The following is a 19,936-nucleotide window of genomic DNA, read 5'->3' on the forward strand; positions in this document are numbered from 1 at the left end:
GCTCGCACGGTTCCGCCCGTGGCCTCATCAAGCCTTCCGGGAGGGTGCTGGTGGCGTTCGACCGCTTGGTGATCGATGTCGGCAATACGCGCCTCAAGTGGGGGCGGATCGACCTCGGCGGGCGGATCGTCGACTCCTTCGCGACGGCGTCGAATGACGATCGGGGCTGGCAGGCGGCGGTCGATCGGCTGACCGCGGGCTCGGCGTCGGTCGCTGCGGCGATCTCGACGGTCAATCCGCCGGCGGCCGACCGGCTGGGAGCCTTGCTGGAGGGTGCCGGGGTCGGGCCGATCCGCTGGTTCCGATCGGCGGCCGACGTGCCGGTGCCGCACCGGCTCGACTCCCCCGGGCAGACCGGGGCCGATCGGGCGCTCTCGGTGCTGGCGGCGCTCCGATTGGCCGGGCAGGAGGGGCCGGGGATCGTCGTCCAGTGCGGCACGGCGATCACGGTCGAGCGGGTCGACGAGGGCGGGTGCTGGCTCGGGGGGGCGATCGCCATCGGCCCGGGCCTTGCGGCCAGGGCCTTGCACTCGGGGACGGCACAATTGCCGGGATTGCCCGGACTCGGCCCGGAACGGGCCCCGGCGGCCTGGGGATCTTCGACGATCCCGGCGCTCGAGGCCGGGCTCTTCTGGGGGGCCGTGGGGGCGATCCGAGAGCTCCTGGTTCGCCAGAGGGACGGGCTCGGGGCGAGCCCCTGGGTGATCTGGACCGGGGGCGACGCCCCGATCCTCGGCCCCTGGGTGTCGGGGGAATCGGCCCGGGTGGAGCCGGACCTGGTGTTGATGGGGGCGGCGCTGGCCGGGTTCGGGGCCGCTTGAGGCTTGCCGTGAGCAGCCAATCGACTCGGCCGTCGGCAACCGTTAGAATCCCTGTTCCGCACGCAGCCGAGGGCGGCACGACCCGGGATTGATCGGACGCTCGGGCCGCCCGCTCCTCCGCCTCCTTGCACTCCTCCCTGGCACCCGGGATCTGAAGGCGATGACGAGCCTCAAGGGAAACTTCCTCATCGCATCGAATTCCCTGGCCGACCCGAACTTCGTTCGGACCGTCCTGCTGATGGTCGAGCACTCCGAGACCGGGGCGGCCGGGGTCATCTTGAACCGGCCGACCGGCGCGACCATCGCCGAGATCTCCCGGAAGGTCTTCAACGAGCCCGATGACTGGGACAAGCCGATCTTCCTGGGGGGGCCCGTCCCCGGCCCGCTCATGGTGCTGCACGCGGTCGAGGAGTTCTCGGATCAATCGGTCGTCGAGGGGCTGTACACGACCATCGATCCCGACAAGATCCAGGAGTTGATCCAGCAGCGGGTCGAGCCTTCCATGTTCCTGGCCAACTACGCCGGCTGGGGGGCCGGCCAGCTCGAGCTGGAGCTGGCGCAGGACTCCTGGCGGGTGATCCCGGCCGACCGGGACCTGGCCCTCGCGGGGGGGGATGACTCCCTCTGGGAAACCCTGATGCGTCGCGTCTCGGCGAACCTGCTGGCCGGGGCACTCGGCCTGCCGGACCTGCCGAACGATCCCAGCCTGAATTGAGCGGAGCCGGGGCCTGCCGGCCGTCCCGGGTTCGGAGGGGGGATTCCGGCGCTCGCCCGGGGATCAGCGGTCTCCGGTCGGGGGCCGGCGGGGGGGGCGGATGGCCGTCTCCTCCCAGTAGCGCCGGAACGAGGAGGCCAGCTCGCGGAAGCGCTGGAAATCGCCCGGTTTCTGGATGAAGGAGTTGGCCCCCGCCTGATAGCTCTGCCAGACGTCCTCGTCTCGGCCGGAGGTCGTCATCACGACGACCGGGATGGTGCGGAGGATGGGATCGGTCTTGAGCCGGGCGAGGATCTCGGAGCCGCTCGGGCCGGGGAGGTTCAGGTCGAGCAGGACGAGGTCGGGGATCAGGTCCGTGGGGCAGGAGGGGTCGCCGAGCCGGTCGAGGTAGGTCATGGCCTCCTCGCCATCGGAGAGGACGGTCATGCGGTGCCTGAATCCGGCGTCGGCGAGGGCCCTCCGGAGGATGAGCACATCGGGGGGGCTGTCCTCGACCAGGAGCAAGTGGAACTCAGCGGACATGGATCGCGGCGTCCGGGGAGGGGGCAGACCGATCGTCCGGGCCGACGGGAGGCCCCGGCGGCGTCGGGGCCTGTCCCAGTGGGAGGTCGACGAAGAAGGTTGATCCAGCGCCGGGGCGGCTCTCGACCCAGAGGCGACCGCCGTGGGCTCGGGCGATCTTCTGACAAATGGCCAGCCCGGCCCCGGTCCCTTCGTAGCGGTCGCGGGGGTGGAGTCGGCGGAACATCTGGAAGATGGCGTCGTGATACTGGGGGTCGATGCCGATGCCGTTGTCTCGGACCATGAGCGTCACCCGGTCCCCCCGCTTCGGGAGCGGCCCGGCGGAGGAGACGCCGAGCTCGACGAACGGGGAGCCCGCGTCATTATATTTTAGGCCATTGCCGATCAGGTTGCCCAGGAGCTGACCGATTCGGGTCCGATCGCCCGAGATCGTGGGCAACGGGCCGAGGGTTCGGACCTCGGCGCCCTTGCTGCGGATCAGCTCGGCGAAGTCGATCCGGAGGGTCGCCAGCACCTCGTCGAGCGAGACGGGCTGGAACTCGGAGGTGGCCTGGCCGGCCCTCGAAAGCTCCAGCAGGTCACGGATCAGGGTCCGCATGCGGGTCGAGGCCTCGGTGAGGTAATCGAGATACTCGGTCGCCTGCTCGTCGAGCCGGTCGGCGTAATCCTGCTTCAGGAACCCGGAGAAGGCGATCAAGGTCCGGATCGGCTCCTGCAAGTCGTGGGAGATGACGTACGAGAATTCGTCGAGTTCCGTATTCTTCCGGGACAATTCGTCATTGATCCGGGCGAGTCGTTCGTTGTTGCGGCGCAGCTCGGCCTCGAGTTGCTTGCGGGTGGTGATGTCCTGCGCCACGCTCCGGGAGTGGATCAGGCGCCCCCTGGAGTCTCGGACGGCGACGGCGGTGACGAAGACGTCGATCAGGCGGCCATCCCGGGTGCGCCACTGGCTCTCGACCTCGATCCGGCCGGCCGTGAGGAACTCGGCGAAGCGGCTGCGGAAGGACGGGCGGAGCGCCTCGGGGAGCAATTCGACGTAAGGCCGCTTCACGAGTTCTCGGCGGGTGTACCCGAGCGTTCGGAGGAGGGTTTCGTTGCAGACCAGGATTTGCCCCTCGCGGTCGAGGCTGAAATACATGGCCGGGGCATTCTGATAGAGGTCGCTGTAGCGGTCCTTCAGCTCGGCGAGGGCCTGGTTCGTCAGCTGGAGGGTCCGGTTCAGCTGCTGGAGCTCCTCGGTGCGTCGGCGTTCCTTGCGACGGGCTCGGATCCGGTTGGTGATGTCGGTGACGTGGCAGCGGAGATAGACGACCGAGCCGTCGGCATCGTATCGGGTCGAGACGTTCAATTCGACCACCCGGCGGTTCCCGCCGAGGGTCGAGATGCGGTAGATCAGGCCGAGGGCCTCGCCGTTCTCGGAGGCGGTTCGGAGCGCCCGGTCCGCGGGCACCCGGTCGTCGGGATGGAGCAGGTCGAGGATCGAGTGCCGCCGGAGCCGCTCGAGTCCCGCCCCGAGGAAGGTCTGCAACGAGGGGCTGACCTGCGTCCATCGGAGGGACTCGGGCTCGAGGCGGCCGACCATGTCCCGGGTCTCGAAGACGGCCGACGAGCTGTCGGTGCCGTTGACCTCCGAGGGGGGGGCGAACAGCCCGCTCCGGGTCAAGGTCTCTCGGACGGGGCCGGAGGAAGCGGCCGCGAGCCGGCGCTGGACGCGGGCCATCGCGGCATCGAACTGCCCGATGACCCGGTGGCATCCGATCAGGGTCGGGTGGGCGTCCGGCCGGAGCTCCGGCCAGGAGGACGACCGGCCCTGTTCCAGGCCCTCAATCCGGGCGACCAGGTGCTCGCTGATGCAGGCGACCGGGGGGACCCAGCGGCCCCGTTCCGCGATCATGCCGCAGGCGAGGCCGACGGGGAGCACCAGGGCGGCCCCGATCAGGGCGCCGACGAGCAGAGGAGGGGCCCCCCAGAAGGCCCCGCCGATCGCAAGCAGGCCGATCGAGGCGGCGAGCACGCCGACGACCGCCGCGACGCGTTGCAGGCGGTTGATCGTGGGTCTTCGACCGTTCCCGGTCCGGGTCATGGGTTCGCCTCGATCGGTCAAGCGATGCGGAGAGGGGCGATCGGCCCGGGCCTCGGCCTTGCCCCCGCCCCGGCATCGGCCGGGGCAGACGAGCCCCGGCGGGCAGGGGGCTCATCGTTCAGGAAGGGTCGGTGGACGGGGCTGTTGGGCCGAGAGGCGGGCCTCCTGCCTCCGAATCGGGCAGCCAGAGCGAGAAACAGGCACCTCCCTCCGGGGAATTCCGCACGGTGAGCCGTCCGCCGTGTTCCTGGAGGATTTCGGCGGACAGGTAGAGGCCGTAGCCGGTGCCGGTGTCCTTGGTGGTGAAGAACGGCTCGAAGATGCGCGGCAACACGTCTTCGGGGATCCCGGGGCCGCTGTCGAGGACCTCGATGCAGACGCCGGGGCGTTTCGCATCGGGCTGGGCCGCCAGGCGGAGGCGGATTGTCCCCTGGGCGGACTGGGCGAGGATCGCTTCCCGGGCGTTCGTCATCAAATTGAGCAGGACCTGGAGCAGGCGGCCGGCGTCGGCTCGGACCGGGGGGAGTGCCTCCTTCGCCGGCTCGACGATCAGCTCCACGTGCCCCTGGTTCGGGTCGGAACCCTTGCGGAAATAGTCGATCGCCTCCCGGAGCAAGGGTTCGAGTTCCAGGGGGCGGAGCACGGGGGGGCCGCCCCGGACGGTCGCCATTAGGTGCTCGAGGCGGACCTGCAGGAGCTGGACGCTCCGGATGATGGGGTCGGCGAAGCGGACGGCCGGGTCGTCGGGCTTCAATTGCATCCGCATCAGCTCGGCGTTGCCCCGGATGACGCCGAGCGGCCCGCGGATCTCGTGCACGATCCCGGCCAGCAGTCGGCCGATCTGGGCCATTTGCTCGTTGAGCAGGGACGTATTGGCCATCTGCCGGTAGCGGCAGAGGCGCCGGACCCGGGCGAGGATGACCTCGGGGGCGGCGTCCTTGGGGACGTAGTCGTCGGCACCGGCCTCGAGCCCGGCCAGGACATCGGCCTCGTGATCGCGGACGGTGAGCATCAGGACGGGGATCCCGGAGATCATCGGGTCGGCCCGGAGCGCCCGGCAGACGCGATGCCCGTCGATATCCGGCAGGTTGATGTCGAGGATCACGGCATGGGGCCGGATCGCCTGGGCCGCGGCGACGGCCTGGCCGCCGGTCTCGACCTCGTAGACGCGGAAGTCGGCCCGCCGCAAGAGGGTCCGGAAATACGCTCGGTCCGTTGGGCTGTCGTCGACGATCAGTACGTCGCTCATTCCGTTGCGTCCGCGAGCCGGTCTACAAACCCATGCCACCCGGAGCGTCGTGGGAATCCGTCGGTCCGGTCTTCCTGAACGCCACCGCGCATCCGGCTGTTGATGCGCGGTGTCCCTGGGCGAATCCGGGGCAACCAACCGTTCTGGCAGGCTCCGTGCCGTCGATTCCTGCCCTCGGCAATCCGTCCCATCATGGCATAGCAGCCACTTGCGATCAATCGTCCGTCCGGGACGGTTCTTGGCATTGAGGTTGCAGCCCTCCGCCGTGATGACTAGCCTTACTGACGAGCCAGCCGGGCCGAGCTCCGAGGACGTTGGATCGTTACGGACCCTCATAGAACCTTGAAGAAATCATGAGCACGACGACCCATCCGAACGCGACCCCCGTTGTCTTGCCGACGCTGCACGGCTCCGATATCGAGCAATTGATTCATGCCAGCCACTGGGATCCGTTCGGTGTCCTCGGGCCTCATGTCGTCGACGCCGATGGCCGTTCTCACCTGGCGATCCGAGCAATGCTCCCCGACGCGGCGAAGGCCTGGGTGGTCGACCTGAGCGGGGGGGAGCCCGGCACTCCGATCCCGATGAATCGGCTGCACGCCGAAGGGCTCTTCGAACTGGTCATCCCCGACCGATCGACGGCCATGCCCTACCGCCTGGCGGTCGAGAACGGCGATGGGCACCGCTGGCAACTGGTCGATGCCTATCGCTTCGGGCAGGTGCTCTCGGATTTCGACGTCTATCTGCTCGGCGAGGGGAACCACCTGCGCTCCTACGAGAAGCTCGGGGCGCACATCCGGGAGATCGACGGGATTCGGGGGGTCCACTTCGCCGTCTGGGCCCCCAACGCCCAGCGCGTCAGCGTCGTCGGCAACTTCAACCACTGGGACGGCCGCCGCCACCCGATGCGGAACCTCGGGCCGACCGGCCTCTGGGAGATCTTCATCCCGGACCTGCAGCCCGGGGAAGTTTACAAGTACGAGATCAGGAGCCGGTACAACAATTATCTGGTCTCGAAGGCCGACCCGTACGGGTTCTATGCCGAGCGACGGCCCCAGACGGCCTCGATCGTCTGGGACGTGGACCAGTTCCGCTGGAACGACGCCGAGTGGATGGGCCGCCGGACCCGGAACCAGGGGCTCGATGCCCCGGTCTCGGTGTACGAGGTGCACCTCGGCTCCTGGAAACGCCGGGCGGAGCAGCAGGGCGAGTACCTCTCGTATGCGGAGCTGGCCGAGCAGCTCGCCCATTACGTGACCGAGATGGGGTTCACGCACGTCGAACTGCTGCCGATCAGCGAGCACCCGTTCGACGGGTCGTGGGGCTATCAGCCGGTCGGCCTGTATGCGCCGACCTCCCGGTTCGGCTCGCCCGACGACTTCGCCCAGTTCGTCGACACGATGCACCGCCACGGGATCGGCGTGATCATCGACTGGGTCCCCGCGCACTTCCCGAGGGACCAGCACGGCCTCGGCTACTTCGACGGCACGCACCTCTACGAGCACGAGGACCCGAGGCTCGGCGAGCACCGCGACTGGGGCACGAAGATCTACAACTTCGGCCGCTCGGAGGTCCGCAACTACCTCCTGGCGAATGCCCTGTTCTGGCTGGACAAGTACCACATCGACGGCCTCCGGGTCGATGCCGTGGCGTCGATGCTCTACCTCGACTACAGCCGGAACCCGGGGGAGTGGGTGCCCAACGCCTTCGGCGGCAATGAGAACCTGGAGGCGATCGACTTCCTCAAGAAGTTCAACGAGGCGGCCCACGCCCAGTTCCCGGGCGTCCTGACGATCGCCGAGGAGTCGACCGCCTTCCCCGGCGTCTCGCGCCCGACGTACGTCGGTGGGCTCGGATTCAGCCTGAAGTGGAACATGGGCTGGATGAACGACACCCTGCGCTACATCGCCAAGGACCCCGTCTACCGCAAATATGAGCACGGGGTGCTGACGTTTAGCCTCGTCTATGCGTTCAGCGAGAACTTCATGCTGCCGCTCTCGCACGACGAGGTCGTGCACGGCAAGCGGTCGCTCATCGACAAGATGCCCGGCGACATGTGGCAGAAGGTGGCCAACCTCCGACTCCTGCTCTCGTACCAGTGGACGCATCCGGGCAAGAAGCTCTTGTTCATGGGTGGGGAGTTCGGCCAGTGGCGCGAGTGGAACGAGTCGGAGAGCCTCGACTGGCACCTGCTCCAGTGGGCCGACCACCAGGGCTTGCAGCGGATGGTCGCCGACCTGAACCGCATCTACCGCGCCGAGGGGGCCCTGCACGAGATCGACTTCGACTGGCAAGGCTTCGACTGGCTGGAGCTGCACGACTGGGAGAACAGCGTCCTGGCCTTCCTCCGGAAGGGGAAGCAGCCGGGCGATGAACTGGTCGTCGTGTGCAACTTCACCCCTTGCCTGCGCGAGAACTACCGGATTGGCGTCCCCCGAGGGGGAGGCTACCGCGAGGTCTTCAACTCCGACTCGTCCCTCTACGGCGGTTCCAATGCCGGGAACAGCGGCTACCTCGAAGCGATCCCCGAACACCACGCCGGGCGTCCTTGCTTCCTCAACCTGACGCTGCCGCCCCTGGCCGTGGTCATCCTCAAGCCGGAACACACGGCCTGAGTCGCCCCCCTCGGCCACCGTCTCTGGGATTGAGGCAGATCTGCGCGATCGGCTTCCCGGGTTGATCCGGGAGGCCGATCGTTCTGTGTTGAGTGGTTTCCCTTCCCCTCCCCCCGATTCGATGGGCCGGGGAGGGGATCGCGATCATCTCACAAACCGCCTCGTCTCGGACCCGCCAACGCGAACGGCCCGGCACCATCACGCGGGGGATGGTGCCGGGCCGTTGGTCGTTTCGCGGGTCGCGAAAGGCGGGATGATGCGATCAGGGCCGGGGGATCAATATCCCCAACCGCCCTGGACGCCCCCGCCCATGCCGGGGCCGTAGCCGCCCATCTGACCGGGGCCGTAGACTCCCGGGGCGCCGTAGCCGACGCCGCCACCGTAGGCGCCGGGGGCACCGTAGCCGGCGCCGGGGGCACCGTAGCCCATGCCGCCTCGGCCGAAGCCGCCGGGCAAGGCCTGGCCGACCCCGCGCATGATGCGGCCGGGGGCCGACATGACCTGGCCGGCCATCCCCTGGCCGACGCCGTAGCCGGTCGGGGCGGGCATGGCCGCGTAGGGGCTGCTCGTGACGCCGTAGGCCCCCTGGCCGCTCGCCATCCCGTAGGCCCCCTGGTGGCTGGGCATCGGGGTCGAGTGATAGCCGCCGCCGTAGGAACCGTAGCTCACCGGGGCGCTCGAGCACCCGTAGGCCACGGGGGTGGCGGTGTTGCACCGTGCCTTCCGCTTCTTGTGGCACGCGGAGGCGGGGTCGGCGCTCAGGAGCACGAGGGCCGCGGCGATCGCGGTGGTTTTCAGGGCTATCGAGACGGTGCGTCGGGTCGAAATCATGGTGTCGCTCCTTGGCAATCGCAGTGAAGCAAGTGACGTCGGCGGGGCCACCCTGCCTTCAGGGTGGTCGCCGGCGAGATCGTGCAGGCTTCCTGGTCTGCGAATTCGATACCGACGACGCAGGGTCTCCAGGCCACTGGGATGGGCGGGCCGAGTCCGGGCCGGTCAGGGGCCTGGATGGTCGGCGGATTCCGGGGTCCACCGACTTCGGATCGCCCCGGCGGCGCTGGCGAGCGTCGGGTCGTCCGCGAGGCGTCTGGACGTGGCCTGGCAGGCATGGCGGATCGTCTTGGAGTCGCGACCCCCGAACGCCTTGCCAAGCTCGGCAAAACTGGCCCCGGTCAGATCTCGGGCCAGGAAGATGGCCAGGTGCCGGGCCTCGACCAGGGCGGCCCGGCGGCTGGCCGATCGCAGGTCGCGGGGTCGAAGCCCGAACGACCGGGCGACGGCGTGAATCACCTGGGCGATCGAGACGCCCGGGCTCGCGGATTGATCGTCGTGGATCAGGGAGTTGACCAGGTCGAGGTCGATCGGCCGGCGATCGACGCGGGCCATCAGCGTCGCGCGGGCCAGCCAGCCATCGAGCAGCCGGTATCCGTCGGCGGCCTCGGCCAGGGTGTCGAGGGCCTCGGCGGTCGCGGTCAGGCCGAGCTGGCGGACCCGGTCGAGCAGGTAGCGGCGTCGGGTCGCGGGGCCGGGCCGGTCGAGCCGGACGGTCAGGCCCGACCGGAGCCGATCGGCGAGCCGCCGGGGCCATCCGTCCCAGCGACCGGGATCGTCCCGGACGGAGACGGCCACCGAGGCCCCGACGGCGTCGAGCGCATCGAGCGTCGGCTCCAGCTCGGCGAGGGCGAGGGGAGAACGGGTCATGCCGTGGAGGTCGTCGAGCGCCAGCAGGTCGACGCCCCGGAAGCTGCGACGGACCTCGGCCCAGTCGGCCGGGGTCTCGCGATCGGCGGCCCGGTGGCAGGCGTCGGCGAAGGCCTCGGCCGTGACGAGCGAGACCGAGGCGTCGGGCCTGCGGGCGATCCGATCGGCGATCAATTCCTCCAGCAAGCGGGTCTTGCCCGACCCGGAGGGGCCGATGAGGACCAGCGGGGAGCCGTCGTTGACCCCTCGGGCCAGTTCCCGGGCCGCGGCCTGGGCCAGCTCGTTCTCGGGGCCGACGAGGTAGCCGTCCCAGGGTCCGGATCGGGGCGGACCGGGCGCGGGGCGGTCGGGGTCGTCGAGGGGTGTCGGCGTCTCCTCCATGCGTCCGGCCTCGCACCCGGTCGGATCAAGAACGATCGCGGAGGGCGCGATTGATGTCTCGCTTGGTCTCGCGCGACTTGATCGCCTCGCGCTTGTCGTGCAGCTTGCGCCCTCGGGCGATGGCGATCTCGACCTTGGCGATGCCGTTCTTGAAATAGAGTTGAAGGGGGACGATCGTCAGGCCCTTCTCGCTCGCCTTCGTCTTCAGGCGGTCGATCTCCTTGCGGTGCAGGAGCAGCTTCCGGGGACGCTTGGGGGTGTGGTTCATCCGATTCGCTTCGACGTATTCGGGGATGTCGACGCCGTAGAGCCACGCCTCGCCCCGGTCGAGCCCGGCGTACGATTCCTCCAGGCTGGCCTTGCCGTTGCGGAGGCTCTTGACTTCCGTCCCCTTCAAGACAATCCCCGCCTCGACCTTCTCCAGCAGGTCGAACTCGAACCGGGCGCGACGGTTCCGGGCGACGACCTGGATGCCGTCCGCCTTCGAATCCTTCGTCTTGCCGCCGCCCTTCTTCGCCATCGAAGCGTCCTTCCCAACAGAGGCCCGGGAAGCCCGGGCCGGACTCGTCGCGTGTGATCGAATTGTAAAGGGACCGTCCGAGCGGGGGCAAGGTGGGGGGCGGATCAGGTGGCGAATCCTGCCCGAGACGCCTCGCAGGCGGCGAGGATCTCATCGGCAATCCTGACCTCCCGTTCTTGGACGAGCTCCTGGGCCCGCGGCATGTCACCGGCCAGCCAGGCTTCCCGCCATCGTTCCTGGAAACTGCCGGGTATGTCCTCCCGAATCCGGAGGATCGGCGTGTCGTATCCGATCGGGTACGAACTCGGACGCCGCTCGGTCCATCGCGTGAGGGGTTCCTCCGGGTCAATGGCGGTCGTCCCGAAAAAGCACGCCTGGCCCGTCGCCGCGACGAACGTCGGCTGGATTACGCTCCGGCGCAGCTCGGCCATGGTTGCGAGGAAGGCTTCGCGAACAAGGTCGGTCGATCGATCCGGGAGAGAGACGAGGCGATCGAACCAGAGGTCGGTCACGATCCAGCGATCCCCCCAGTACTCGGCCGACCACCGTTCCTGGAGCAGTTCGCGGGCCGCGTCGCGGAGCAGGGTCGAGGCGTCGCCGCCGGTCAGCCGCTCCGGCCCCGCATCCTCGTCGAAGTCCTCCGGCAACCAGTTGCACCACGCGAAACCGGCGGCGGAGAGTGTCTCGACGACACGGGTAAAGACGGCGGGTGAGGCTCCGTCGAGGACCACGTAGCCCGGCCGACGGTCGAGGTTGTCGCGAAGTTCCGCCACGCTGCGACGGGTCAACGGGTCGATGGCGTCCGGCGCGACCTCGGCCAGCGGCCCGAGGACGAATCGACGGACGGCGAAGCGTGGATGGGGAACGATCAGGTCCGGAGTCTCGATGATCCGGTCGCCGAACAGGATCAGGTCCAGGTCGAGCGTCCGGGCATCCCAGCGGACCTCTCGGACCCTGCCGGCCTGGTGCTCGACCTCGATCAGGAGGCGATGCAGCGCGAACGGGTCGAGCGTGGTTTCGAGCGCCGCGGCGGCGTTGAGGAAGGCCCCCTGGCCGCCCGGGCCGCCGACGGGGGGCGTCTCGTGGTATCGGCTGACGCCCCGGACGACGACCTCAGCCGATTGAGCGATCTCGGCGATCGCCCGGTCGAGGATGTGCGAGCGGTCGCCGAGATTACTGCCGAGGGCGATCAAGGCCAGGGTGCTGCCCATCGTCGATCGCCCCCGAGCGGGTTCAGAAGGAAAGCTTGCTGATGCGAGCGACCGCCTCTTCCAGGCGAGGGGAATCGACGGTCAGCGCCATCCGGAAGAAGCCATTGCCGGCGTCGCCGAAGCCGAGACCGGGGGTGGTCACGAGGTTGGCCTCGTCGAGCAGCTTGGAGCAGGTCGTCGTCGAGTCGTATCCGGCGGGGCAGGGGATCCAGACGTAGAAGGTCGCGGCCGGGGTGGGCACGTCCCAGCCGAGGCGCTTCAGGCCGGAGACGAGAACGTCGCGTCGCTCCTTGTAGAGGGCCCGGATCGGCGGGGTGATCGTCTCGTACTGGTCGAGGGCCGTGACGGCGGCCATCTGCACGGCGGTGAAGATGCCCGAGTCGCTGTTGGCCTTCACCTGGCCGAGCGCCGAGACGAGCGGGGCGCCGCCGACGGCGAAGCCGACGCGCCAGCCGGTCATGTTGAAGGTCTTCGAGAGGCTGTGGAACTCGACGGCCACGTCCTTCGCGCCGGGGACCTGGAGGATGCTCGGCGGGGGATCGTCGAAATAGACCTCGGAATAGGCGGCGTCCTGGGCGACAACGAAGTTGTGCTCGCGGGCCAGGGAGACGACCTTCTCGAAGAAGGGGAGGTCGGCCGACCCGGCGGTCGGGTTGTTCGGGTAGTTGAGGAACATGAGCCTGGCCCGCTTCCAGACGTCGGCCGGCACGGCGTCGAGATCGGGGCGGAAGCCGAGGCCCGGCTCCAGGGACATGATGTACGGCTCGCCCCCGGCGAACTGGACGGCGGAGCGATAGACCGGATAGCGCGGGTCGGGCACCAAACCGACATCCCCCGGGTTGATCACCGCCAGGGGGAAGTGGGCGAGGGCTTCCTTCGAGCCGATCGTCGGCAGGATCTCGGTCTCGGGGTCGAGATCGACGCCGTAGCGGCGGGAGAAGAACGAGGCGATCGAGCGTCGCAGCTCGGGAGAGCCCTGGTCGAGGGCGTACTGGTGGAAGCTCGGGTTCTCGACGTGCTGCTGGAGGCTCCGGACGATCGGCTCGGGGGTGGGCCTGTCCGGGTCGCCGACGCCGAGGTTGATCACGTCGCGGCCGGCGGCGATGGCGGCCTTCTTCTTCTTGTCGATCTCGGCGAACAGGTAGGGGGGGAGCTGGCGGAGCCGCTCGGACTTGACGAAGGTTTCTGGCATCGTGATCTTCCGAGGGAGGGCGTCCGGGGGGCGGCGACGCACCCCCGGACGGTGAGCGAGGATTCGGGCAAAAGGGATGAAGCGATCGCTCAGGAAGCCATCGCTTCTTCGGGGATGTTCTCGTTGCTGTAGATGTTCTGCACGTCGTCGTTGTCGTCGAGCAGGTCGCGGAGCTTGAGCATCTTCTTGCCGTTCTCGACGTCGAGATCGACGGTCGTCTGCGGCAGGTAGCTGGTCTCGGCGCTCTCGGTCGGGATCTCGTGATCTTCGAGGGCCTTGCGGACGTCGTCGAAGGCCTTGGGGTCGCTGGTGACGACGTAATAGTCGCCGTCTCGCTTCAGGTCATCGGCGCCGGCTTCGAGGACGATCTCCATGAGCTGCTCCTCCTCGACCTTCGCGGCCTCGACGAGGAAGAGCCCTTTGTAGTCGAACAGGTAGCTGACGCAGCCGGTCGAGCCGAGGTTGCCGCCGCAGATGTCGAAGGCGCGACGGACCTCGCCGGCGGTCCGGTTCCGGTTGTCGGTCAGGATCTCGCAGAGCACGGCGACGCCGCCGGGGCCGTAGCCCTCGTAGATGACTTCCTCGTAGCTCTCGGCGCCCAGCTCGCCGGTCGCCTTCTTGATGGAGCGCTCGATGTTGTCCTTCGGGCAACTGACGGACTTCGCCTTGTCGATCGCGTAGCGGAGCCGGAGGTTCGTCACCGGATCGGGGCCGCCGGTGCGGGCGGCCACGTAGATGGCGCGGCAGAGCTTGCTGAAGAGCTTGCCGCGCTTGGCGTCGACGGAATTCTTGCGGGCTGCGACGTTCGCGGCGTGAGAGTGACCAGCCATCTCGGTATGAGACTCCAGGATCGGGCGAACCACCGAGATTGAGCGAGCCACCCGGGAGCCGGGCCAGGCCGATCGGACGATTGCCCTGGCGCTCCGGAGGGCGACGCAACGCGTGGTGGATCGTCAACGTCAAACGGTTCGGGAAGAGGAGGACCACTTTAGGGATGGATTGCTTCGGCGTCCCCGTCGGGAGGGGAGGGCGGGTCAGCGTCGCCGTCGTCGTCAAGGGCCTGAAGCTTTTCCCGGATCGAGGCCAGCGTCGGGTCGGGAGGGTCGGCACCCTCGGCCAGGGCCTCGGCGCGTTGCCAGGCGTCTCGGGCGTCGTCGCGGCGCCCGAGCACGAAGTAGACATCCCCCAGGTGGTCGAGATTGACGGCCGAGGGCCGAAGCCGGACCGCGTCTTCGAGGTGGGTGATGGCTTCTTCGGTGCGGCCCTGCTTGTAAAGCACCCAGCCGAGGCTATCGAGGTAGGCGCTGTTCGAGGGATCGGCCTCGACCGCCTTGCGGATGAGCTCCTCGGCGCGGTCGAGCTTGATCCCTCGCTCGGCCCAGAGGTAGCCGAGGTCGTTGTTCAGCCAGGGGTCGTCCGGCTGTTCTTCGAGCAATTGCAGGAGGATCTGCTCCCCTTCCTCGAAGCGGTCGGCGGAGGCGAGGGCGTTGGCGGTCCAGATCTTGGACAGGCGAATGGCCTCGGGGTTGCCGGCGAACCGGTCGGGGATGCCCTCATAGAGGGCGAGGGCCTCGTCGAAGCGTTCCAGCCGCTGCAAGGCGTAGCCGACGAGCTGGATCATCGGCAGGTCGTTCGGCTGGCGATCGAGGATCTTCCGGCCGCTCTCGAGCGCCTGCTCGATCCGGCCGGCGTCGAATTGCAGCTCGGCCATCCGGGCGAGGAGCTGGGGTTCGTTCTGAAGTTCGGGGAACCGTTGCAACAATTGATCGAAGGTTTCGACGGCCTGCCCCGGCTCCCCGGCAGCCACCAGCGAGTCGGCCAGCTCCAGATGATTCTGGGGGGACGGGTCGCGTTCGAGGCTCAGGCGATCGAGCTCGACCCGCTGTTCCACGCGGTCGGATCGGTCCGCGATGTCGGAGAGGAGATCGATCCCGACCTGGCCGAGGCGGGGGGGATCTTCCTTCAAGAGCGCGATGCCGGCATCCAGGATTTCGCCGGCCAGCTCCGGATCGGTGCCGATGAACCGCAGTTGCGTCTCAATCGCCAGGCGACCCCCGCGCTGGGTGCGGGCGGTCTCGAAGAGGCGGATGAGATCCTCCAGCTTCCCCTGCTCTCGGAGCGTCTGAGCCAGGGCGGCCAGGCCTTCGGGGTCGGGCTGGTCGCTGATCAGGGTTCGATAGAGGCGGCGGGCGTCGTCGCGGCGGCCCTCGGCCTCATAGCGCTCCGCCAGGGCATAGCGAAGCAGGTAGTTCGACGGGTCGTCCTCGGAGGCCTCTTCGAGCCTCGGGATGATCTCCTCGGCACGGTTCAGGACGGTCAGGACCTGGATGAGCACGTCGAAGGTCACGCGGCCGGGCGGACGGTCCTCGACGATCGGTTCGAGCAAGGCGAGCGCCTCCTCGGGCCGATTGTCTCGGAGCAGGGCCTGGGCCAGGTACAGCGGGGTTTGCTGGCTATCCGGGTCGTAGACGAGGCTGCGCCGCAGGGCCACGATGGCCAGGTCGAATCGGCCTGCGTTGAAGAACGATTCGCCGATCCGGCGGTAGGCATCGGCCTCGACCTCGCCGAACACGTCCTGAATCTGGGCGGGGGTCAGCCGGGTCGCCTCTCGGGAGTCGAGCAATCGGACGAGTTGGGCGAACGGCTCGACGGCCCGATCGAACTGCTGGGCATCGGCGTGCAGGCGACCGAGCTCGTGCAGGACCACGAGCCGGGCCTGGCAGAAGGCGGGGAGCTCGGGGTTGTCGAGCACCGATCGGAGGAGTTGCTCGGCCGCCTCGTCGTTATTCGAGGTCCGATAATGACGCACGAGGCGCCGGATAGTTTCGGCGTCTTCCGGCTCGGCCTCGATGGCGGCCAACCCCGTGTCCAGCCCCTTCTGGATGCGATCCTCGCCGCCGAGCCCGAAATAGAGCCGGCTCAGGCGCCTCAGGATCGCGACCGAATCGGGTTCCAGCTCCCGAGCCCGTTCAAGCAGCTCGACCGCATCCGTCCAGTCGCGCCTCGCTTCCAGTGCTCGGCCGGCGGCATAGAGCCGGAGCGTGTCGAGCTGCTCGATGTCCTCGGCCGTCCGGGGCGATCGCGGCACGAAGCGCTCCGGTTGATCGAGCAGCGGATGCGACTGCTCCTGGGGGGCTGCTTCCGCTTCCGCCCCGCCGGATCGCTCGGCCCCTTCCTGGTCCTGGATGCCAGGGGAGGTCGAGAGTCCGAGCACAAGGAGGAACAACGCTTGGACGCAGTGAGAACCGATCATGATCCTTGGTGATCCTCCGCTGATCCCGGCCCGTTGAAGCCACCAACTTCAATCGACCGTCGAACCTGGGTCGGACACTGCATCTCGGGGCTCGTTGCGGACGGGGCCAGGCCGAGAACTCTCGACTGCCCGGTGCTTTGCATTATCGTAGCACGACCGCGACTGCCCTGCCAAGTCCGCCGGGACGGGCCGAGGCTCGCCGCCCCGATCGGCGAGGACCGACCTCCGAGGGCGCTTGGTTTCCATCGAGGGACTTACCCGGGCGACCGCATCGTCCACGGCACTCGGCAGGCCCGGGGGCAATCGCCGAGCACGACGGAATCGCGCCGAGGTCTTCGCAGAGAACAGTTTCCAATGACGAGTCAGTGGGTCGGTGGTGGATCGAATTGCTCGCGTACGAGCTTCCCGTTCTGCCAGAGCGACCGGAGTCGCTCGCGATCCCGCTCCTGAAGGGCGTCGCGGAAGTGGTCGAGCGCCGATCGGAAGTCTTCCAGGGCCGCGAGGAGATGGTCCGGATTCTCCAGGAAAATCGCGACCCAGAGGTCGGGGTCGGACGCGGCGACCCGGGTCCCGTCTCGATAGGCCCCCGCGGCCAGTGGCAGATGCTCGGCCGGGACACTCAGGGCGAGAGCCGATGCCACGACGTGGGGCAGATGACTGGTCCGAGCCAGCGCCTCATCGTGGGCATCGGCATCGAGCGTCACGATCCGGCAACCGACCGCCGACCAGAATTCCATCGCGCGTCGGAGGCGGTCGCCCGGCGTCCGGGACGAGGGAGTCAGGGCGCAAACCTTGCCCTCGAGCAGATCCGCCCGGGCCGCCGCGGCGCCTCGACGCTCTGAGCCTGCCAGCGGATGGGCGCCGACGAAGACAGCCCGCGCCCGATCGTCTTGCTCAACCGCCTCGACGATCCTGCGCTTGGTGCTCCCCGCGTCGGTAATCACGACATCGGAACGACTTGCGACGGCGAGTCGCTTAACGTCGTCCGCGATCCGGTCTGTCGGCGTGCAGACGACGACGATGTCGGCCTCGGCCACCGCCCGATCGCGGTCGGTCATGCCCTCGTCGATCGTGCCGAGCCTCGCCGCCTCGGCAAGACGCTCCCGATCGCGGCCCAGGCCGATGACCCGATCCGCCAGCCCGCGGCGTCTCAAGGCCAGCCCGATCGATCCGCCAATCAGACCGACCCCGACGATCGTCACCGTCCCAAACTGTCGCAACCCGACCTCCTCAAGCCCCATCGCGCCCTGTTATGCCGAGAGACTCGCATCCCCACCGGTCGTCTCAAGAACCCGATGATGCCCTCGGGCCGAATCGCCTCGCGAGCCCCGACCGCCTTCCCCAATCTCGGCAACCTGCGGAACCGCTCGCTTCAACCGTACCAGGGTCTTGCTGCCGGAAGGATGATCCCCTAGAATCCTCTTCCGTGCAAGGCGCCGTAGCCAAGTGGTAAGGCAGCGGATTGCAAATCCGTTATTCCCCGGTTCGAATCCGGGCGGCGCCTCTGTGTAACGCAGGCCAATGCAACTATTTGCGTAACCGCCGACGGAGGGGCGGCCTACTCACCGGTACTCTACCGGATTGGAGTCGTCCGCGATGTCAGGGCGCCCCCGTCGCTTCCCTGCCCGCCGGCTTCACAAGCCTTCCGGCCAGGCGGTCGTCACCCTCGACGGCCGGGACCTGTAACTCGGTCGCCAAGGACATCCGGCTCTCGGTCCGGCCGCTCCGCCACGTGTACGGCGCGACGGTCGCCCGGGACTTCGGGCCGCTGAAGCTTGAGGCGGTCCGGCGACGGATGGTCGAGTCGGTCCTCTGCCGCAACGAGGTCAACAAGTGGGTTGGGCGGATCGTCCGGGCCTTCAGGTGGGCCTTCTCGGAGGAACTGGTTCCGGGCTCGATCCACGAGGCGCTGAAGACCGTCGCCGGGCTCCAGAGGGGGCGTTGCGAGCTCGGCCATGACGAGGGCTCCATCAATCGAGGCGGACTCCACCTCAGGTGGCCGCAAGCCTCACGCCAACCGAGCCAATTCTGCGAGGGCTTCTGAGCTGACGACAATGGCGACTCGCTCTTCCTGTCCGCCGAGCCCCGATGGAGAAGATGCGAAGAGGCGTCAGGGTCCCCAGGGGAATGGCCTGGGCACGGGTTTGCCGGTGACCTGGAAACGAACGCGAGCCCAGAACTCACGGAGCTTGTGACGCACGAGGGCGGTGTCGCGCCCGAGGATCTTGTAGACGATTCCGGCGTCGTTCGGAAGCCGACTTGCCCCCGCGACGTAGCCGTCCTCCGGCTTCCATTCGACGGGGGTTTGGTCGTAGATGGCATCGGCATGGGTGCGAGGGGTCAGCAAGAGCACGTTTCCAAAGACGTCGAACGGACCCATGATCCCGACCTGTGGCACCGGGACGCGTTTCGGCTCGATCACGAACTTTTCTACGAACAGCTCTGGGCCTGATCCCCGGCTCGCCGAGACCGTGGAAGAGAACAGATCGAAGGCGAATCGCTCCCCTCCCTTGTAATGCAGGCGCCCCGACAGCAGGAGCTCGGAGTAGAGGAGCGTGGCCGAGGGTGCGATCGTGATGTTCGTCCGGGTGAGGAATCGCGAGTTGCGGAACGGGATGACCGGCTCGGGGAGATATTCCAGATAGGCACCTTCCTCCAGGGAGATGGCCTGGAGTTGGATGGCGTGGTTGGCATCCATCTCGTGGATCTTGGTGGCGGCCTGGGTCGTCAGGTGACCTCGGGCGTCCGGACCCGCCGAGAATTCCTGGGTGTAGCGGTCTCCCTGGAGGATGCCCCCGGAGTTCGAGATGATGTAGACGACCGGCAAGTCGGGCATCCCTTCGTCGCAATAGAGGGCCCGCTGCACGAGCAGCGGGGCCCGTCGCTCGCTCCTGGCGAGGATCGAGCGATCGCCGCGTTGCTCGAATCGGAGCCGGAGCAGGGCCTGCTTGCCGAAGCTCCCGGTTGGGAGCTGCTTCGGCTCGTCCTGGTAAGGGGCGAGTTCGGGCGCATCGGGATTCATCGGCCGGTCACGGGCAGTTCGAGATCGAAGAGAACGTTCTCTCGGATCAGGTCGACCAGCTCCCGGATCCCCTCTCCGGTCTTGCAGTTGGTGAAGACGAACGGCTTGTCGCCTCGCATCATCCGGGAGTCGAGGTCCATGATTTCCAGGCTCGCGCCGACGTAGGGCGCGAGGTCGGTCTTGTTGATCACGAGGATGTCGGACTGGGTGATGCCGGGCCCGTTCTTGCGGGGGATCTTGTCCCCGGCGGCGACGTCGATCACATAAATGAAATAATCGACCAGCGCCGGGCTGAAGGTCAGCGTGAGATTGTCGCCGCCGGACTCGATGAGGACGACGTCGGTGTCGGGGAATCGGGCTTCCATGTCCTCGACCGCGGCGAGGTTCATGCTCGGGTCTTCCCGGACGGCCGTATGGGGGCAGGCCCCGGTCTCGACGCCGAGGATGCGTTCCGGGAGCAGGATTCCCTTGAGCGTCCGCCGGACATGGTTCGCGTCCTCGGTCGTCACCACGTCGTTGGTGATCACGAGCACCCGGACGCCCAGGTCGAGCAGCTGGGGAGTGATGGCCTCGATGATAGCAGTCTTGCCGGAGCCGACGGGGCCGCCGATGCCGATACGGGTGATCTTCTTCATGGAATCGACTCTCGTT

17 protein-coding genes and 1 tRNA gene are annotated in these 19,936 nt (G+C 68.0%); 4 read left to right on the forward strand and 14 right to left on the reverse strand.

Going from position 1 to position 19,936, the window contains the following annotated elements:
• Positions 1-50: 50 nt before the first annotated feature.
• Positions 51-821 carry a type III pantothenate kinase gene (locus AB1L88_RS02205; RefSeq protein ID WP_367094986.1) on the forward strand — a complete coding sequence of 257 codons (771 nt, stop codon included), beginning with the start codon at positions 51-53 and terminating at the stop codon, positions 819-821.
• Between the two features lie 160 nt (positions 822-981).
• Positions 982-1,536, forward strand: coding sequence for a YqgE/AlgH family protein (locus tag AB1L88_RS02210; protein ID WP_367094987.1), 555 nt, complete (start codon positions 982-984; stop codon positions 1,534-1,536).
• A gap of 63 nt (positions 1,537-1,599) precedes the next feature.
• Here the strand turns inward: AB1L88_RS02210 and AB1L88_RS02215 are convergent, their stop codons facing one another.
• The 3 genes from AB1L88_RS02215 to AB1L88_RS02225 all read right to left on the reverse strand — a co-directional run bounded on the left by AB1L88_RS02215 (position 1,600) and on the right by AB1L88_RS02225 (position 5,390).
• Complete coding sequence (locus AB1L88_RS02215; RefSeq protein ID WP_367094988.1) at positions 1,600-2,058, reverse strand: response regulator; 459 nt, start codon at positions 2,056-2,058, stop codon at positions 1,600-1,602.
• The gene (locus AB1L88_RS02220) at positions 2,048-4,141 is read right to left on the reverse strand and encodes a PAS domain S-box protein (RefSeq protein WP_367094989.1); all 2,094 of its coding nucleotides are present in this window, start codon (positions 4,139-4,141) and stop codon (positions 2,048-2,050) included. The genes AB1L88_RS02215 and AB1L88_RS02220 overlap by 11 nt, the downstream gene beginning before the upstream one ends.
• A 118-nt stretch (positions 4,142-4,259) precedes the next feature.
• The gene (locus AB1L88_RS02225) at positions 4,260-5,390 is read right to left on the reverse strand and encodes an ATP-binding protein (RefSeq protein WP_367094990.1); all 1,131 of its coding nucleotides are present in this window, start codon (positions 5,388-5,390) and stop codon (positions 4,260-4,262) included.
• A 353-nt stretch (positions 5,391-5,743) separates the two neighbouring features.
• Between AB1L88_RS02225 and glgB the strand changes: the two genes are divergently transcribed.
• A complete protein-coding gene (gene glgB, locus AB1L88_RS02230) occupies positions 5,744-8,005 on the forward strand; it encodes a 1,4-alpha-glucan branching protein GlgB (protein ID WP_367094991.1) in 2,262 nt (753 codons plus the stop codon).
• A 276-nt stretch (positions 8,006-8,281) separates the two neighbouring features.
• Here glgB and AB1L88_RS02235 read toward each other — a convergent pair whose 3' ends face one another.
• From AB1L88_RS02235 to AB1L88_RS02270, 8 genes are all read right to left on the reverse strand, one after another.
• Positions 8,282-8,836, reverse strand: coding sequence for a hypothetical protein (locus tag AB1L88_RS02235; protein ID WP_367094992.1), 555 nt, complete (start codon positions 8,834-8,836; stop codon positions 8,282-8,284).
• Positions 8,837-9,001: 165 nt separating this feature from the next.
• Complete coding sequence (locus AB1L88_RS02240) at positions 9,002-10,087, reverse strand: DnaA/Hda family protein (RefSeq protein ID WP_367094993.1); 1,086 nt, start codon at positions 10,085-10,087, stop codon at positions 9,002-9,004.
• 25 nt (positions 10,088-10,112) lie between these two features.
• Positions 10,113-10,607 (reverse strand): SsrA-binding protein SmpB, encoded by a 495-nt coding sequence (smpB, locus tag AB1L88_RS02245; RefSeq protein ID WP_367094994.1) that lies wholly within the window; start codon positions 10,605-10,607, stop codon positions 10,113-10,115.
• 104 nt (positions 10,608-10,711) lie between these two features.
• Positions 10,712-11,818, reverse strand: coding sequence for a 2-amino-4-hydroxy-6-hydroxymethyldihydropteridine diphosphokinase (gene folK / locus AB1L88_RS02250; RefSeq protein ID WP_367094995.1), 1,107 nt, complete (start codon positions 11,816-11,818; stop codon positions 10,712-10,714).
• A 22-nt stretch (positions 11,819-11,840) separates the two neighbouring features.
• Positions 11,841-13,010, reverse strand: a complete 1,170-nt coding sequence (locus tag AB1L88_RS02255) for an LL-diaminopimelate aminotransferase (protein ID WP_367094996.1) — start codon at positions 13,008-13,010, stop codon at positions 11,841-11,843.
• Between the two features lie 89 nt (positions 13,011-13,099).
• Positions 13,100-13,840, reverse strand: coding sequence for a YebC/PmpR family DNA-binding transcriptional regulator (locus AB1L88_RS02260; RefSeq protein ID WP_367094997.1), 741 nt, complete (start codon positions 13,838-13,840; stop codon positions 13,100-13,102).
• A 158-nt stretch (positions 13,841-13,998) separates the two neighbouring features.
• Positions 13,999-16,263, reverse strand: coding sequence for a tetratricopeptide repeat protein (locus tag AB1L88_RS02265; protein WP_367094998.1), 2,265 nt, complete (start codon positions 16,261-16,263; stop codon positions 13,999-14,001).
• A gap of 362 nt (positions 16,264-16,625) precedes the next feature.
• Positions 16,626-17,483 (reverse strand): prephenate dehydrogenase, encoded by an 858-nt coding sequence (locus tag AB1L88_RS02270; protein WP_367094999.1) that lies wholly within the window; start codon positions 17,481-17,483, stop codon positions 16,626-16,628.
• 212 nt (positions 17,484-17,695) lie between these two features.
• On the opposite strand from AB1L88_RS02270, the gene AB1L88_RS02275 reads away from it, so the two are divergent.
• A tRNA-Cys gene (locus tag AB1L88_RS02275) sits at positions 17,696-17,767 on the forward strand.
• A 95-nt stretch (positions 17,768-17,862) separates the two neighbouring features.
• On the opposite strand, the gene AB1L88_RS02280 is transcribed toward AB1L88_RS02275, so the two are convergent.
• The 3 genes from AB1L88_RS02280 to ureG all read right to left on the reverse strand — a co-directional run bounded on the left by AB1L88_RS02280 (position 17,863) and on the right by ureG (position 19,920).
• On the reverse strand, positions 17,863-18,234 hold the full coding sequence (locus tag AB1L88_RS02280) for a hypothetical protein (protein WP_367095000.1): 372 nt from the start codon (positions 18,232-18,234) through the stop codon (positions 17,863-17,865).
• Positions 18,235-18,373: 139 nt separating this feature from the next.
• Complete coding sequence (locus AB1L88_RS02285; RefSeq protein ID WP_367095001.1) at positions 18,374-19,285, reverse strand: urease accessory protein UreD; 912 nt, start codon at positions 19,283-19,285, stop codon at positions 18,374-18,376.
• Positions 19,282-19,920 carry an urease accessory protein UreG gene (gene ureG / locus AB1L88_RS02290; protein ID WP_367095002.1) on the reverse strand — a complete coding sequence of 213 codons (639 nt, stop codon included), beginning with the start codon at positions 19,918-19,920 and terminating at the stop codon, positions 19,282-19,284. The genes AB1L88_RS02285 and ureG overlap by 4 nt, the downstream gene beginning before the upstream one ends.
• Positions 19,921-19,936 lie beyond the last annotated feature (16 nt).

Origin of the sequence: Tautonia sp. JC769 (genome assembly GCF_040717455.1) — a bacterium.
GTDB lineage: Bacteria > Planctomycetota > Planctomycetia > Isosphaerales > Isosphaeraceae > Tautonia.